Source organism: methane-oxidizing endosymbiont of Gigantopelta aegis (assembly GCF_016097405.1).
GTDB lineage: Bacteria > Pseudomonadota > Gammaproteobacteria > Methylococcales > Methylomonadaceae > Methylomarinum.
On the sequence record NZ_JAEHGD010000001.1, the window covers coordinates 1424056 to 1439823 of the forward strand.

General features: G+C 45.1%; 12 protein-coding genes and 2 pseudogenes. 2 read left to right on the forward strand and 12 right to left on the reverse strand.

Annotated features, from left to right (window positions below):
• Positions 1 to 22 precede the first annotated feature (22 nt).
• From JEU20_RS07140 to JEU20_RS07175, 9 genes and pseudogenes are all read right to left on the reverse strand, one after another.
• Complete coding sequence (locus JEU20_RS07140) at positions 23 to 913, reverse strand: GGDEF domain-containing protein (RefSeq protein ID WP_198244541.1); 891 nt, start codon at positions 911 to 913, stop codon at positions 23 to 25.
• A 488-nt stretch (positions 914 to 1401) separates the two neighbouring features.
• Positions 1402 to 2519, reverse strand: a pseudogene (locus JEU20_RS07145) (ISAs1 family transposase).
• Positions 2520 to 2707: 188 nt separating this feature from the next.
• Positions 2708 to 2896: a phosphoketolase family protein gene (locus JEU20_RS07150; RefSeq protein WP_198244542.1), complete on the reverse strand. Its 189-nt coding sequence runs from the start codon at positions 2894 to 2896 to the stop codon at positions 2708 to 2710.
• Positions 2881 to 2964, reverse strand: coding sequence for a hypothetical protein (locus tag JEU20_RS15855; protein WP_425356704.1), 84 nt, complete (start codon positions 2962 to 2964; stop codon positions 2881 to 2883). The genes JEU20_RS07150 and JEU20_RS15855 overlap by 16 nt, the downstream gene beginning before the upstream one ends.
• Positions 2956 to 3260 (reverse strand): annotated as a pseudogene (locus JEU20_RS07155) (transposase); the annotation flags it as partial. The gene JEU20_RS15855 and the pseudogene JEU20_RS07155, both read right to left, overlap by 9 nt.
• 73 nt (positions 3261 to 3333) lie before the next feature.
• Complete coding sequence (locus tag JEU20_RS07160) at positions 3334 to 5604, reverse strand: phosphoketolase family protein (protein WP_198244543.1); 2271 nt, start codon at positions 5602 to 5604, stop codon at positions 3334 to 3336.
• Positions 5601 to 6788: an acetate/propionate family kinase gene (locus JEU20_RS07165; protein WP_198244544.1), complete on the reverse strand. Its 1188-nt coding sequence runs from the start codon at positions 6786 to 6788 to the stop codon at positions 5601 to 5603. The genes JEU20_RS07160 and JEU20_RS07165 overlap by 4 nt, the downstream gene beginning before the upstream one ends.
• 163 nt (positions 6789 to 6951) lie before the next feature.
• A complete protein-coding gene (locus JEU20_RS07170; protein WP_198244545.1) occupies positions 6952 to 8169 on the reverse strand; it encodes an alpha/beta hydrolase in 1218 nt (405 codons plus the stop codon).
• Positions 8170 to 8182: 13 nt separating this feature from the next.
• Positions 8183 to 10306, reverse strand: coding sequence for a phospholipase D-like domain-containing protein (locus JEU20_RS07175; protein ID WP_198244546.1), 2124 nt, complete (start codon positions 10304 to 10306; stop codon positions 8183 to 8185).
• An 88-nt stretch (positions 10307 to 10394) separates the two neighbouring features.
• Here JEU20_RS07175 and JEU20_RS07180 point away from each other — a divergent pair.
• Positions 10395 to 11952, forward strand: a protein-coding gene (locus JEU20_RS07180; protein ID WP_425356684.1) for an IS3 family transposase whose coding sequence is annotated in 2 segments (ribosomal slippage) — positions 10395 to 10855 and positions 10854 to 11952 — 1560 coding nt in all. Because the reading frame shifts where the segments join, the coding sequence is not laid out codon by codon here.
• On the opposite strand, the gene JEU20_RS07185 is transcribed toward JEU20_RS07180, so the two are convergent.
• The 3 genes from JEU20_RS07185 to JEU20_RS07195 form a co-directional block, all read right to left on the reverse strand.
• On the reverse strand, positions 11949 to 12089 hold the full coding sequence (locus tag JEU20_RS07185) for a hypothetical protein (RefSeq protein ID WP_198244548.1): 141 nt from the start codon (positions 12087 to 12089) through the stop codon (positions 11949 to 11951). The two genes, JEU20_RS07180 and JEU20_RS07185, sit on opposite strands and share 4 nt — an antisense overlap.
• An 83-nt stretch (positions 12090 to 12172) precedes the next feature.
• Entirely contained in the window at positions 12173 to 13099 is a 927-nt protein-coding gene (locus tag JEU20_RS07190) for a hypothetical protein (RefSeq protein ID WP_198244549.1), read from the reverse strand.
• Positions 13096 to 14997 carry a B12-binding domain-containing radical SAM protein gene (locus JEU20_RS07195; RefSeq protein WP_198244554.1) on the reverse strand — a complete coding sequence of 634 codons (1902 nt, stop codon included), beginning with the start codon at positions 14995 to 14997 and terminating at the stop codon, positions 13096 to 13098. The genes JEU20_RS07190 and JEU20_RS07195 overlap by 4 nt, the downstream gene beginning before the upstream one ends.
• Positions 14998 to 15069: 72 nt before the next feature.
• Between JEU20_RS07195 and JEU20_RS07200 the strand changes: the two genes are divergently transcribed.
• On the forward strand, positions 15070 to 15762 hold the full coding sequence (locus JEU20_RS07200; RefSeq protein WP_198244556.1) for an ATP synthase subunit B family protein: 693 nt from the start codon (positions 15070 to 15072) through the stop codon (positions 15760 to 15762).
• Positions 15763 to 15768: the final 6 nt, after the last annotated feature.

Sequence of the window (15768 nt, forward strand, 5' to 3'; positions counted from 1 at the left end):
ATTTCTAAACAATAACCGAATTTTATGCCTTGACTACCACGCGGTTACGGCCTTTCTTTTTGGCTTGATACATAGCATCATCCGCACGCTTGATAAAGTCCTCAGCCGTTTCATTCCCGGACAATGAACTGACACCCATGCTGGCAGTTAGTCGCAGGGTTTGCATTTCATAGGCTAAGGTATGCTGTTCAATAGAATGACGGATTCTTTCAGCAATGGTGCGGGCTTTGCCTAAGCCGGTGTTACTCAGCAAGACCACAAATTCCTCACCGCCATAACGAAATACCATATCACAGTCGCGTATTGATTCTGTAATCCAATGAGCAACGCTACGCAACGCAAAGTCGCCGCATTGGTGACCATAAACATCATTGATTTGTTTAAAGTGATCAATATCAATAAAAATTAGCGATAGTGGTTGTTGATTGCGGTGGCTGAGACTATATTCCCGACGAATGGCATCATCGAATGCCGTCCGATTTTGAAGTTGGGTTAATGGATCGGTATGTGCCATATTAATGGCATGCTGATACAGGCTGGCATTTTTTAAAGGATAAATCAGACAGCACAACAGTGTCTCTAGTTGTTCCAGATCATGTTCTGTAAACGGCTGTTGTTGCCGCATCAATTTTAATTCACCTAAACCCTGCTGCTCGATAGACAGGCTGTAATTACAGGCATAACGCGTTTCAATGCCTTTTTTATAGAGTAAATTGAAGTCGGTGTTTTGATAAACGAAGCCACTGTGTGGAATCAGCGTTTGAATTTTTTCGCTGAAGATGGTGATGATTTGCTTAAAATCCAGCGTGGTTTGTAGTGCACTACTGATGTCGAAATGCTTTAAATTAGCGGCTTGTGCAGAATCCAGCGTTTTATTGTTTACAACGGATAATGGTATAACTTTTGAATCCATGACAACATCCTCATGTCTTGATGATTTTGTATGGAATCAAGCTATTTCTATGCCAAGTTAATAAAGTAATTAAAAAACAATGTGTTATTATTATTTTAATAAGGGGTGTCAAAAAACCGGCAAAACCATGCCGCCCCTATTCATTGCCTATATTCGGGATAAACAATCATCGTAGCCACTCTGCAATTATTTTGTTACATTCGGTTTTCCATTGACAGTCTGTATCTAGGCAATTTTCAGATTTATCTGAACGAAAACAGGGGCGGTTTTGCACGGCTTTCTGGATGGCTCTCACCAGTTCTACTTCAGAATCAAGCGTGTCATAATTTTTAATGCCAAGCAAATAGGCCAGATGCTGTAGATTGACTATCGTAATGCCGCCATCTTCATGGCATTGCTGGAGATAGATATGGATGAGTAGTTCTGCGGGATTTTTTTTACGATTGTGCTGTTTTTCTGAATCATCCTGAGTAGCAGGGCAATCGGGTTTAAATTACACCAAGAATCTTGAGTAAATAATCATTATCCCACCCTGCCATCATTCGCTTGGTTTTTACACCGACTTTGGCCGTTTCCTCGGCTTTTATTAAATTTAAGGCCATGTGTCGAATGACAGCTAAGTTTGAAGCACTATATCCTTTGCGGGTTCGGTTGCTATCCTCATCAAAAGCAAGATCAAGAACCCAATGCAAGTTATTTTCAATCGCCCAATGAGCGCGAACAGCATGCTCTAACTTGTTTGGATCGTTTGCGCTTAAACTGCTTATAAAATAGCGTGTTTCCTCGGTTATTTTTTCATCCACTTCTCTTGTGGCTGTGACGGCAATAATACTTTTTAATCCTGACCAGGAATGCTCCTTTTTTAACCATTCAATCTCATCCGTGACACGAACAGAACGCGTTTCAATTCGCCCATGCTCACCATTGACGGTTTTTGTGGCAATTTCTGGCGATAAAGCGGATGTAAAATAGGCCTTTACATCCTCATGTAAGGTGCCATGATTTCCTTTTAAACTCAAAACATAGTCACCGCCTTGGTCGATAATCTGTTTGGCTATTTTCTTTTGGCACCCCATTGCATCAATTGTAATCAAAGCGCCTGCAATATCCAAACGCGACAGAAGTTTGGGTATGGCCGTAATTTCATTGGATTTATCATCCACTTTCGCCTGACCTAAAACCAAACTGTTTTTCCGCGACCAGGCGCTCACCATATAGATGGCTGACTTATTTGAGGCTTTATCAATACTGCGCCTTAAGCATTTGCCATCCATTGCAATAATATCTTCTTCAACCAAGTCCGCTAGATCGGCCACCCAGTTTGAGAAGCATTGACTAAATTGTTCCGTATCTATGGCGGCAAAAACAGCACCCAACGTATCATGTGAAGGGATTCCATTTTCTAAACCAAGCTGTTCAGTGAACCAGCTTTCTTTAGCCTTTCCAAATTTTTCAATGGCCACCCAGTTATCGGCTCCACAAATAGTCGCACACAAGGTGATGAAAAATATATCAGTGAGTTGATGCTTCTTTTTCGCCGATCTACTCTTGGATCAGCAATCGTTGAAAAATGGTGGATAATTGAGGCCGTTGGGGTAACTGTCATTTATAATCAAAATGATAAAACCAATACCTTATCTAAATTATAATTTCAACCCTTTTTTAAACCCGATTGCCCTGTCCTGAGTAGGCAGAGTTATTGATTTATTCTTATTATTGGTCATCACTTATCCTCATTTTTAGCCTGTGTCGAACAGAGTGCAATGCACACCCTGTTCGACAGAGTTCGGTTTATTATTTCTCCGGCCATGTCCAATTGCGTATTTCCGGTTTATCGATACCAAAACGGGTAATGTATTCCTTATGTTCGACTAACTGGTTTTGCATAGCTTGTTTGATATGTGCGCCGGTAGCAGTTAATTTTTCAACCCGGTCAATAACATCAATGACTAGGGGCTGTTGCCATTTCACATAGGTAACCATAAAAAGGCGCAAGCCAGAGCGATAGAGCCTTCAAAATTTCGTTTGAGTTTGTCATATCGCGTGGCGATCGCTCTGAAATGCTTAAGTCTTGCAAACACATTTTCAACGAGATGGCGATATTTGTAGAGACACCAATCCATTTCATCATTTCCCCGAGTTGAATTCTTTTTTTTCTTGGGATAACAGGAACAGCCCCTTTGTCTTTAATTTGAAGACGTAATGCTTCACTGTCATAGCCTCTGTCAGCAACTATATAGTCACCTTTTGGGAGCTCTGCAACTAATTTCGGTGCTTCTTTACAGTCATGAACTTCGCCGCCTGTCACTGAGAAATGAATAGGAAGACCACAGGCATCAACGGCCATATGAATTTTACTGGTGTTCCCGGCGACAGATTTGCTTGTTTTTGAGTCAAAATAAACAATCTATGTGGCGGAGTTATTGAATTTCAAGGGGGATTTTCAAAACGGCAACAGCCCCTAGATGGTAGCGGTCGAGTTCATTTAAAACGACCATGTCAAACGGTGTGGTGGTTGTACCTTCTTCTTTATAGCCTCTCACATGCAGGTTTTTATGATTACTTCTACGATAGCTTAGGCGGTGGATTAACCACGGATAGCCATGAAAAGCGAAAATAATGGGTTTGTCTTTCGTAAACAGCGAATCAAAATCACGATCAGATAAACCATCGGGATGTTCTGATGGTGGTTGCAAGGTCATCAGATTGACGACATTGACGACGCGTACTTTCAGGTCAGGAAAATATTGACGCAATAATGAAACTGCGGCGAGTGTTTCCAGCGTTGGCACATCACCGGCGCAGGCCATCACGACATCAGGTTCTGTGTTTTGGTCATTGCTGGCCCATTCCCAAATGCCGATGCCAGCGGTACAGTGCTTAATGGCTGCATCCATGGTGAGATACTGGAGTTCCGGCTGTTTGCCGGCGACAATGACATTGATTTTGTCCCGGCTGCGCAGGCAGTGGTCAGTCACCCATAACAGCGTATTGGCATCAGGGGGTAAATAAACCTGAATGATGGCGGACTTTTTATTGACAACGTGATCGATAAAACCGGGATCCTGATGACTGAAACCATTATGATCCTGACGCCAGACATGAGATGTCAACAGGTAATTGAGGGACGCAATTGGTCGACGCCAAGGGATTTCTTTGGTGACTTTCAGCCATTTTGCGTGTTGGTTGAACATCGAATCCACGATATGGATAAAGGCTTCATAACAGGAGAAAAAGCCATGGCGACCGGTGAGCAAATAACCTTCTAGCCAGCCTTGGCATTGGTGTTCGCTGAGGATTTCCATCACCCGGCCATTGGCGGAGAGATGATCATCCCCATCCAGTGTTTGGGCCGTAAACACGCGATCTGTGGCATCAAATAACGCAGATAGGCGGTTAGATGCCGTTTCATCGGGCCCCATGAGTCTGAAATTTCGGCTATCCTTATTGGCCTGCATGACATCCTTGAGAAAGCAACCCATGATACGGGTGGCTTCGGCGATAGTCGTTGCCGGTTGGCGGATATCGACAGCATAATCGCGAAAATTTGGCATTCGCAATGCCTTGAGCAAAATCCCGCCATTAGCGTGCGGATTAGCACCCATGCGGCGCTCGCCAGTTGGTGCCAGTTCGGCCAATTCATCGATGAGTTTGCCGTTTTCATCGAACAATTCTTCCGGCCGGTAACTCCGCATCCACTGCTCCAGCATTCGCAAGTGCTCGGGGTTTTCGCTCAAGCCGGATAAAGGCACCTGGTGTGAGCGGAAGGTATTTTCTATCGGTAGGCCATCAACCTCTTTCGGCCCGGTCCAGCCTTTGGGGGTGCGCAGAATAATCATGGGCCAGGTGGGGCGTTTTCGAAAACCATTTTGGCGGGCGTCCTGTTGAATGGTTTTTATGTCATCTAGCACCTTATCCAGGGTTGCCGCCATCTGTTGATGTAATAAATCAGGGTCATCGCCTTCAACAAAATACGGTCTATAGCCATAACCAATAAATAAGGCATTCAGTTCATCATGATCAATACGTGCAAAAACAGTCGGGTTGGCAATTTTATAGCCATTTAAATGTAAGATGGGCAACACAGCACCATCGCGTTCAGGGTTTAAAAACTTATTGCCATGCCAACTGGTTGCTAAGGGGCCGGTTTCTGCTTCACCATCGCCGACCACACAGCAGGTGATCAGGTCGGGGTTGTCGAAAACAGCGCCATAGGCATGTGACAATGAATACCCTAGTTCACCCCCTTCGTGAATTGAGCCGGGGGTTTCCGGTGCCACATGACTGGGGATACCGCCAGGAAATGAAAATTGCTTGAACAGGCGTTTCATGCCACGCTCATCCTGAGAAACATTCGGATAAATTTCGCTGTATGTTCCTTCCAGATAGGTATTAGCGACTAATCCCGGGCCACCATGGCCTGGGCCGGTAATATAAAGAACATTGAGGTCGCGTTGTTTAATTACCCGATTGAAATGAACATAAATAAAATTCAGCCCTGGCGTGGTGCCCCAATGTCCGAGCAATCGTGGCTTGACATGCGAAAGCTCTAGAGGTTGTTTCAACAATGGATTGTCCAACAGATAAATCTGGCCGACAGATAAATAATTTGCGGCCCGCCAATAGGCATCCATTCGCCTTAATTCGTCTTCTGAAAGCGGTTTCTCAAAATTTTCAGTCGGTTGCTTCATTGGTTTTTTCCATGAGTTAATGAATCGGTGTGTATTGCAATCATTTTTTCTTCATTCGTTGGTATTATCCAGACGTTAACAGCACTGTGTTCGCAGCTTATTTTTGTCGCATTTTGGCGGTTGGCGTTGTCATCAAGTTCAATGCCTAACCAGCCAAGTCGCTGACAAATCTTTGCACGAATCTGTGGTGCATGTTCACCAATTCCAGCACTGAAAACCAAGTTATCGAGTCCTTGAATGGTGGTTGTCATTGAGCCGATGGCGCGAATGATACGATAGACATAGGCGTCAATCGCAAAACCGGCATCGGGATGGTCGCTATTGAGTAAAACCTGCATGTCGCCACTAATGCCCGATAAGCCGAGAAGCCCTGATTGATAGTGCAGCATATCGGAAACTTCGCTCACCGAAAGCTGTTTTTGCCGGAGCAGATACAGCACTATGGCAGGGTCTATCGCACCGCAACGGGTTCCCATCGGCAGACCGTCAAGCGGCGTAAATGTCATGGTAGTCGCCATGCTTTGCTTGTTATGTAAAGCGCACAGACTGGCACCTTGTCCAAGATGAGCGATGATCGTTTTGCCGGTGGCTGCTGGGCCGACATAATCAGGCAGGGCGTTGGCGATATATTCGTAAGATAAACCATGAAACCCATAGCTGCGGACGCCTTCTGTAAACAAGTCTTTAGGCAAAGCGAAAGTTTGTGCGACTTTAGGTTGGGTATGATGAAAGGCGGTGTCAAAACAGGCAACTTGAGTTAAGTCGGGGTACAGCTGATGTAAGATGTCGATAGCGGCCAGATTATGCGGTTGATGCAATGGGGCCAATGGAATCAATTTGTGCAGCTGCTGCATAACATCAGAATCAATGACTACTGGTCGGGTAAATTGATGTCCACCATGAACAATACGATGGCCGACGGCCTGTAAATGAAAGCTGGCAAGATGATCAGCTAGCCACTGCATCAGTGTTGCTAGGGCTTGTCGATGGTTGTCGGCGACAGTTTTTTGTTTAGGTTGGCTATTGCCGTCGTCGCTTAAGTCCTGAACTGAGAAATAAGAACCCTTAGGGATGCCAATACCTTGGATTTGTCCCCGGTATAAACAGGTGAGCTGTCGCGCTGAAAAAACAGCAAATTTGATGCTGGATGAGCCGGTGTTGATGATAAGAAGAACGGCTCGCATGTCATTTATACCGTGAGTTTTAGGGTGAACGGCGCTTTTGGAGGTATTCCAATAGGCTGGTAGTGACCTAGCTGTTTTAAAATGCTGGAATACATAACGTGTTATCAACTTGATGGATGCTCTGAAGATTCATTAGACCACCTGTCTTATCTGAGGACAAATATTATTTTCGTTTAACCGGTGACGTTAAAATATCTGCAATAGCCGTGACGATTTCATGACTATCAATATAATCACTATGATTGATTTCCCGGCCGGAGATTTCCACCGCATTGTGTGAATGCAGATTGCCGGGCGCATTGATGGGCTGTTGCGTTGCACCTAAGCGTTGTTCCCATTTTTGATCAGGGTTGCGTTGCAAAAAATCTAATAGGTTGAAGGTTAAATTATCTAACATACTTTTAGCGCCAATAGCTATTTTGCGGGCGTCTTTTTCGATATTGGATAAGGCTAACGCCGTATCAAAACGGGAATAAAAATTGTGCGCTTCGCCGACTAAATGCCATAAACCACTATAGAATGGCCCGACATAGCTGGCTTGTTCCTGGTTGGTGTGTAAGGTCGAGGGATCTTCTATACATTTGCTGACATGGCGGCGTTCGATGTCGGGCGCTAACATGATGTAGCGGTCGACAAAAAATAAATCTTTCCAATGATTACTTTTTGCTTCAGACTGGCTCAAACGGTGAATACGTTTTTCCAGGTCATCAAAATACTGAGTTTGTTCGGGCCGGGTTAAGGAGGGTTGAGGTAGAATCTCTTGGTTGACTAACTGTCGAAGCATATGGCAGACGAGGAAATTCCCCATGCTGTGGCAGAGCAGGTTAATAGAGGGCTGATTGGGTAGCAGGCGCAAGCGTGCAATCAGGTTGGCAAGGCTGGTGGCAGAACGTATGGCTTCAGTTTGATCACTATTGTAACTGAAGACATTGCCATTAGAAGGCCAGGAAAAGCCGATAAAAGCGGTCAGGCTACCCGGTTTTACAGATTTGGCACGTAGTTTTTTCTGATCTTTGCCGCCGTCAAGCGGGTCGGTTATCAGATCATCCTGCAGGCTGGAAGTATGGCGCATGGAATCGGTCAAAATACTGAACCAGGTCTGTGCTTCATGAAACTTGACATTAAAACCATGCACACAGACGACAACATTTCCGATACGTGGATTAGCGAGATAGTTATCCATGACTTCGGTTTGAGAGTCGACGACATTGGCTGAAGCCGGGATTGTTTCATTTTCAACTTCAGCTAGGTAATGTGACATATAGGCGTGCATATCGACAAAATGATAACCGCCACGTTGTAATTTGATGCGTTTATCCCGACTTTCATTTCGACCTAAATTTTCATTATCGCGGTTAGTCGCAAAATAACGGATAGACATGATAAGACTCCAGTTACACCTGATAAGGGAATAAGGTGAGTAGCGCATTGAGCGCCGGATTTAATGCGTTAGAAGCATCAATTTTTTTCGCCATATCCCAAAGTGGCTGTGGTGCTGTGTACATGTCACATCGTTCGATAAGCTGTTTGCCCCATGCTCGTACCGATTCGTTCAGTTCGTCATCTAAATAATAACGTTGGCTTTCGTGTTGTAAGAAGCCATTGGCATGAAGATTGTTGCTGGTATCGCTGACATACCATTTATCATCATAAGCAATTTTTGCATGCAGAGTACCGCCGCCAATGCCATCCCATTTCTTTTTCATGAATATACGTAGGGCACCACTAGCATCCGGCATGCCATTGACCTGTTCAAGCAAATGTGCGGCATATTTGACGATGGCACTGCTAATTTGAGGGACATCGATGGTTTCAGGTGAGTTTGTCACAATATTGATAATGCGGCCATCTCGAACGGCACGTTTTATGACTTCCAGGGTAGGGTTGGTTTTTGCACCGGGAATAGGCGGTAAAACATAAGCCTGTATCAAGGTGAATTCAAAGCCTGAAATTTCAAAGCCACTTAATACGCCGATAAGTCCGTTGAAGGTTGAATCAGGCCCAGGCATTTCATGGGTAGCCAGCCCGATAATATCGCCTTTTTTATCCGGTTTTTGAAAATGAATATTTTGACGAATGAGGTTAGGTTTCTGATGCAGGCGGGCTTGTTGAATCCACATATCATCTTCTGCTCTTTGTACGGATTGTGCCAGTTCACCTTCAATAAAAAATTCCCCATCAAGCCAGTCAAAAAAATAACTACCATGAATATTCCGGCCACCCACGATTGCAGAAGCATCTTTTTGATAGCCATTGGCAATGGCTGATTTTGAATGATTGGAATCGCCTGGTGTACCGCGTTCATCATTGTTAAAAAAGCACAGGCTGATATTCGGATGTTGAGCAAGCGGGGCTAGAAGGCCACCTAAAACGGCTCCGCTATCCGGGTCGATGACAATCACCGTAGGGTCGCGAAATGCGACAGTTCTATCCACGGTTATGTGACACTTAGCACCGGCATCGGCTAATTGTAATAATTTGTCACGTAGTTTAACGCCCAGGTGATAGGGGTCGGCCGGTTTATCTGCGTAGTGTTTCCAAATCGTATAGTCATAAGTCACCTCTTCACCGGCTTCAGCCAGTGCAATCAGGCGGTCGATGTCTGCCAGGCGTTGATTAAAGGCCTTAAAGCCATCAGCCATAAACACCACGCGATTACCCCAGACGAATTCAGGCTTACTCATGCCGGCCTCAGGGGTGACGATTTCTTGAATTTTGTTTAATACCTCATAACGGATAATATCGTTCCGGTGATAGGGTTGGCCGCTGCTAAATAGTGCCATTTGTTTGTCAATGCTGTAATACATGGGCTCCATGCTGGGGATATTCAAATTTTTGCGGAGCTGATTGAGTTGCTTTAACTTGTCATTAACTTCATTGGCAATTGTGTCGGGCGTTTTATAAACGCGCCCATCGTTTAGAGTCGCTTTTTGATGCAATAATAATTCACTGAGGATTGTGGCATGCAGATTGTCGGCCATAACCTCGTTACGAATTTTATTCGCTTCAATCTGTTCAGCTGTTGCATCCGTGCCATCCTGGTTCTTTTCAGCCGGCATGACGGCATTGATTACGTCCTCTGAAAACTGGGGTAATTGGCCGGCCTTGTTAATGCGCGCCATATCCTCGCCAATCAGTGAGCGATCGCCTGTCGCCAGGGCGATTTGCAGATGTTTGGGCGGAATATTATAGGGTGCCAATGCATATGAGAGCTGGCTCAGTGTTTCGGCTGCACGTTCGGTCTGGGCAATTTGCTCATCTGTCACAACGGGGGCGCTGGCAGGGTCTATATTAGGCTTCGCTGTGAATTTATACCATAGGGTAGGGTTGTTGTTGTCATCCGGTTCAAGTTTCAGATAAAAGGCAGTGTTAGAAGATTTTGATTTATGAACGTGATAGGTGTAATTTTTCGGCCCGCCCAATTGCTCGCGGATTGAGCGGTCTGGGTTTAAGCCCAATGCTTTAAAAGCATCTTTTTGCAGGAGCCCTGAAGCATCCGCTGGTTTATGTGAGTCCATGGCCTCAGGTGGCATCTGATAACGGTCTTTCAGATCCCCCTATGTCAACATACCTGTCGCCTAGGAAATTTTAAATCAGGAGACAAAAATGAGCGTATTTAGCCAAGAATTTAAAGTACAATCAGTAGAAAAAGCATTATCCAGAAGACCAGAACAATCGCTAAAGCAAATTGCAGTTACTTTAGGTGTGGGTTACTCCACACTTCAAAAATGGATTCGGTTAGCTAAGAAAAATCAACTCGAAAAAACAGAGTCAAACATGTCAAAAGAAAAAAGCCCTCAAGATTGGAATACAGTAGAACGTTTTGAAGCCATTGTTCATTGTCATCATCTCACCGATGATCAGGCTAGCGCCTATTGTCGTGAACAAGGCATCTACTTACATCATCTAAATACCTGGAAAGCGGAATTTTTGTCAGAATCTAAATCAACAGAATCCGTATATAAACAGGCGCAAACAAAACTCAAACAAGAAAACAAGCGTTTGCATAAGGAGCTAAACCGCAAAGAGAAAGCGTTATCAGAAACAGCGGCTTTACTGGTGTTATCAAAAAAGTGCCAAGCGATCTGGGGGAAAAGGCGGCCGATTAATCGCCTACTCAGATCGCCAACACTACAGCGCACTCATTGATGAAGCCGTTGACAATGGAGCGCGGCAGAAATTAGCCTGTGAACTGGTGGGTATATCAGCTCGAACCTATCAGCGTTGGAACCGGGGAGAAGGACTCTCAGAAGACCTACGACTGCACAATACAGCGCCTGTGCACAATCAATTATCCGAGGCCATCAAGCAAGAAATCATCACCGTGATTAATAAACCGGAATACAGCGCTTTAACGCCGCATCAAATCGTTCCGAGGTTATTGGATTTGGGCTGCTATCTCGCATCAGAATCAACCTTTTATCGTGTCATGAAAGCCCACAACCAGCTTAAGCACAGAGCTAAAGGAGCCGCAGGTCAGCATAATAAACCGCAGTCACTCAAAGCCACACAGGCCAATCAAATCTACTCGTGGGATATTACGTATTTATTAAGCCCCGTCAAAGGGCAGTATTTTTACCTCTACATGGTGATGGACATCTATAGTCGGAAAATCGTAGGCTGGCAAGTTCATGATGCCGAATCAAGCGCACACGCTGCTGATTTGATCGAAGATATCGCTCGCCGGGAAAACATCGACAAAAAGCAATTGGTGATACATTCTGACAACGGCAGTCCGATGAAAGGCGCAACATTAAGGGCCAAATTGGTCGATTTAGACATTGCCACGTCGTTCAGCAGACCTCGTGTCAGTAATGATAATCCTTATTCAGAATCGTTATTTAAAACAGTCAAATATCATCATACCTTTCCAGAAAACCCTTTTAAAACATTAAGCGAAGCCAGGAACTGGGTTGAAGCTTTCGTTTGTTGGTTCAACAATGAACATCAACACAGTGCGCTCAAGTTTGTAACACCCAACCAACGCCATAACGGCTTAGACAGCGCCGTACTCGAAAAAAGAAAACGAGTCATCGAGCAAGCAAAAAGAGACAATCCAGAGCGATGGAATGGACGACAAACACGAAATTTAACGCCCATTGGCCATGTTTATCTTAATCCGGATAAGGAAAATTTCAACACAACAGAATGTCAAGCAGCTTAATAAAATTCATTTCGTAAATTATTGCAAAAAATGCGACAGGTTGGTTGACATTTAGCGAGATTGAAACCGAGTAATAACATGGTAATATCTGTTTTGCTGATCGGATGGCCGGCAAGATCGGTAAAATTTTCACTCATAGCGCTTCTCCGTAAATGACTCTAACCTTCAAGCTGGGTTGTTCTGATACTAAACGCTTAATGGGTGCGAATGCAAGGCATCATTATTGTTTAAGATTTTTTAAGATACCTTCTAAGGGGACAAGGTTCAGGCGAATTCGGAACAGGACGTCGTTGTTTTTCAGCAGGCCGAAACAGTCGTAGCTTCTGAGCTGGATGTCGGTTTGATTTAAGGTATTGTGGGGTGATTCTGGATGTTGGTGAACCAGAATATGCAGTTTTTCATTATCCTTAACCTGCTTGAGAATGTGACGATCCACCGAAATCTCATGCGAGGTGTAAACCATTGGATTTTGTTTGAAATCATGTCCCTCCATCTGTGCTTTTTCAAGCAATGCGCCGGAGCTTAGGCTGCATGGAAATATTTCGGGATAACATGCAATATGGGCGAGTTCGTCAAAATAGTCAGACGGTTCGGCTAAGGAGCCGGCCAGAAAATTTTTGACATTGCCTTTGTTGATGAATTTTCGTTTCAGAAAAAAAGCCGTGTCAGGCACACAGCTTTTATCTGGCAAGGCATTCAAATCGGGTAATTGGTTAAGCTCTGTTTCCGCTAAAAACAACGGCGCGGGCGTTTCTTTTTTGTAGCCAAGTAAAATGGTCTTATTATCAGCTTTAATGGCAATCCGATTGGTCAGGGTCAGCTCGGGAATGGTCTTGATCAGGGTTTTTTTTAGAATGAATTCAAAGTCTTGCTGTGGCCTTAAGGCGTTGACAAAGGTAATTTGATAATTGCTGAAGCGAAGTTGGTTTTCTTCGATAATCTGATTCTCATGATGCGCAATGCGATGCAGATAAAACTGATATTCAATCAGCGTGTTGAGCTGAAAGCCCAGTACAATAGGGCCTTTAAAAGGGTTATGGGTGATTTGCAGCCATTTGTGTTTGTCATGAAACAGATTGAAATCATCCGATGCATTACGGGCAACTTCCAAGTGAATCTGATCGAAAGAGAAGGTGTTTTGGGTCATTGTTCGATAGCCTTATGAATAAAATCAGGGTCGATACTCGGTTCTGGCAATGTCTGATCGAACCAGAAGTTTACAGGGTACTCAAGGCCCATACCCAGCATGTAATTGTACAGGGACTTTTTAAGGCCGCGACCTAACATATCATGATCGGTATTGACCGAGTCATAAAAATCAATACCATTTTCGGCAAAGTATCGGTCTGTTTCAGGCAATAACGTAATGCCGAACTGTTTCGGATTTTTCCCGACAGGGCTATGAACTGTGGCGGCAAAACGGTGCCAGTAGGCCGATTGAAAACATTGATTCAGCATCATTTGGCGTACCATTTCCAAAGCATCGATAGTTTCCTGGGTCGTCTGGCTGGGGAAGCCATACATTAGATAGGCATGAACTAGAATACCTGCATCGACAAAATTTCGCGTCACCCGCGCGACCTGTTCGACACTGACGCCTTTTTGCATCAGTTTGAGCAGACGGTCGGAGGCGACTTCAAGACCACCACTGACGGCGATACAGCCGGCGTCGGCCAGTAATTGACAACGCTCGGCGTTAAATGTTTTTTCAAAGCGGATATTGCCCCACCAGGTGACAACCAGGTTGCGGGCTAGCAATGTTTCAGCCAGTGCAAACAGTAATTTAGGTGGGGCGGCTTCATCAACAAAATGGAAGCCCGTCTGGCCGGTTTCGGCGATGATTTGTTCCATCCGGTCAACAATAATCTCGGCACCGGCCTCGTCGTAGTGGCGGATATAGTCCAGACTGATATCGCAAAAACTGCATTTTTTCCAATAACAGCCATGCGCAATGGTGAGTTTATTCCAGCGTCCATCACTCCATATTCTGTGCATGGGGTTGAGCATTTCGCAAAGCGATAAGTATTGATCCAGCGCTAACCCTTCATAGCTGGGATAGCCCGTTTGTTGGTGCGGAAAATCAGTCTGCGTGGCGGTTTGTGGATGATAGACCAGGCGTTCGTTCTCCAGGGTGTAGGTGCGGCATAAATCGCTGGTCGGACATTTTCCCTGAAGATGATTGAGTAAATTCAACAGTGGGCGTTCACCATCATCCAGGGTAATGAAATCGACAAATTCAAAAATTCTGGGCTCTTTCAGGTCGCGTAATTCGGTATTGACATAGCCGCCGCCCAAGACAATTTTGCAGTGGGGACGGATACGACGGCAGATTTTCGCAATCTGTAATGCACCCAGAAGATTGCCCGGAAACGGCACCGTAATGCCGACCAGATCAGGTTGGACGTGGTGTAAATGATGATAGAGGCGTTGTTCAAGTGTAGTCTGAACCAGGGTTTCAGGCTGCTGAAGCTGTTGATACAGATTATCAAACGACGGTGCGGAAGCGGCCAATTGTTCGCCATAGCGTGAGATCTCAAACAACGGATCGACACCGGTTTTGATGACATCGCATAAATCATTGATAAATAGCGTTGCCAGGTGTTTAGCCTGATCCTGAATCCCCAGTTCACCAAAGGCCTGTAACAGTGCATCACCGGTGTGCTGTTCCATTTGATAAAGGCTTTCAAATGCCGGCCCCTCCGGTAGAAAACGGCGGCTGACGATGCGCAGTGCCAGTGATGGGTCCTTGCCTTGTAAAAAGCGCACACATGGCTCGACAACGCGTTTGATGGCTTCAAAATGGCTGAAAAAATGATAGATACTGTCGGGGAGTTCGTCATCGTCAAATGCAGAAAAATTATCCTCGACCACGGCAAAGATGTTATCCATACCGGTACGACTCAATAACGCCAGAAACAGCTCAATTGCCAGATCGCGCTGTTCAACCGTATAACCTTGTTGCCGAAGAAAACGCGTAAGATAAGCCGTTGCAGGATACGGCGTATTGAGTTGAGTCATCGGTGGCGTCAGCAGCAGGATGTTCATGCAGTTATTGTAGCAAGGGCCGGTAAATACAGTAGTGTATACTCTTCACATAGGGATACAAAGCCGATATTTTTGGCAATCAAGCGGGCACTTTTAGCTTGTCTTGTGTCCAATGGTTTATTTACCGATTATTCTACAAATATGCGTGCATTTTTACCCGGTCTCATTCTGCTGCAACTGATCACGGCGGCATTGGTTTTGGCCGCGATGGGTCTTGAAGACATTCAATTAAGCTGGGTGTTGGTCGGCATTGGCTTGATTTGTGCCGTGTTGACTGCATTCTGGTTTTCAGCGATTGCCAGTAATTTATTCAATGAAGAATTGAAACTGTTGCTGGATAAACATGCTGCTGAAAAAAGCAGACTGCTCAAACAAGCCGAACAGGAAAAAGCCCATATCGCTGAACAAAAGCTAAAGCTGCAAGATCAGCATGCGCGTGAGCGCGAAAACATATTGCTTGAGGCCGAACACGAAAAACGGCGCATGCTGGAGGAAAGTTATCGAAAAATAGAACAGGAAACCCGCAAAGCCAATCGCCGTGCCAATCTCAAGGTTGGCCTTGCCTTTGGCCTGGCGGCGACCGCCGGTGGTGTCATGATCGTTAGCCAGCTGATCACCTTGGGCATGATGGTCATGGTCGCAACCGGCAGTGGCCTGACCGGCTACATTATCCGTGCCCGACATGAGCGGCTGGCGTATAAAAATAAGCGTTTGCTTCAAAACCTGGGTCATGCTGCACCACCCAGGCTCGAGCAGTCAGAATAAGCACTG

What these genes read in the sequence shown, in the direction of transcription:
- JEU20_RS07185 (WP_198244548.1), bottom strand. Translation starts at nt 12,089, where the DNA reads ATGAGTGAAAATTTTACCGATCTTGCCGGCCATCCGATCAGCAAAACA.
- JEU20_RS07150 (WP_198244542.1), bottom strand. Translation starts at nt 2,896, where the DNA reads ATGGTTACCTATGTGAAATGGCAACAGCCCCTAGTCATTGATGTTATT.
- JEU20_RS07190 (WP_198244549.1), bottom strand. Translation starts at nt 13,099, where the DNA reads ATGACCCAAAACACCTTCTCTTTCGATCAGATTCACTTGGAAGTTGCC.
- JEU20_RS07170 (WP_198244545.1), bottom strand. Translation starts at nt 8,169, where the DNA reads ATGTCTATCCGTTATTTTGCGACTAACCGCGATAATGAAAATTTAGGT.
- JEU20_RS07160 (WP_198244543.1), bottom strand. Translation starts at nt 5,604, where the DNA reads ATGAAGCAACCGACTGAAAATTTTGAGAAACCGCTTTCAGAAGACGAA.
- JEU20_RS07140 (WP_198244541.1), bottom strand. Translation starts at nt 913, where the DNA reads ATGGATTCAAAAGTTATACCATTATCCGTTGTAAACAATAAAACGCTG.
- JEU20_RS07165 (WP_198244544.1), bottom strand. Translation starts at nt 6,788, where the DNA reads ATGCGAGCCGTTCTTCTTATCATCAACACCGGCTCATCCAGCATCAAA.
- JEU20_RS07195 (WP_198244554.1), bottom strand. Translation starts at nt 14,997, where the DNA reads ATGAACATCCTGCTGCTGACGCCACCGATGACTCAACTCAATACGCCG.
- JEU20_RS07175 (WP_198244546.1), bottom strand. Translation starts at nt 10,306, where the DNA reads ATGGACTCACATAAACCAGCGGATGCTTCAGGGCTCCTGCAAAAAGAT.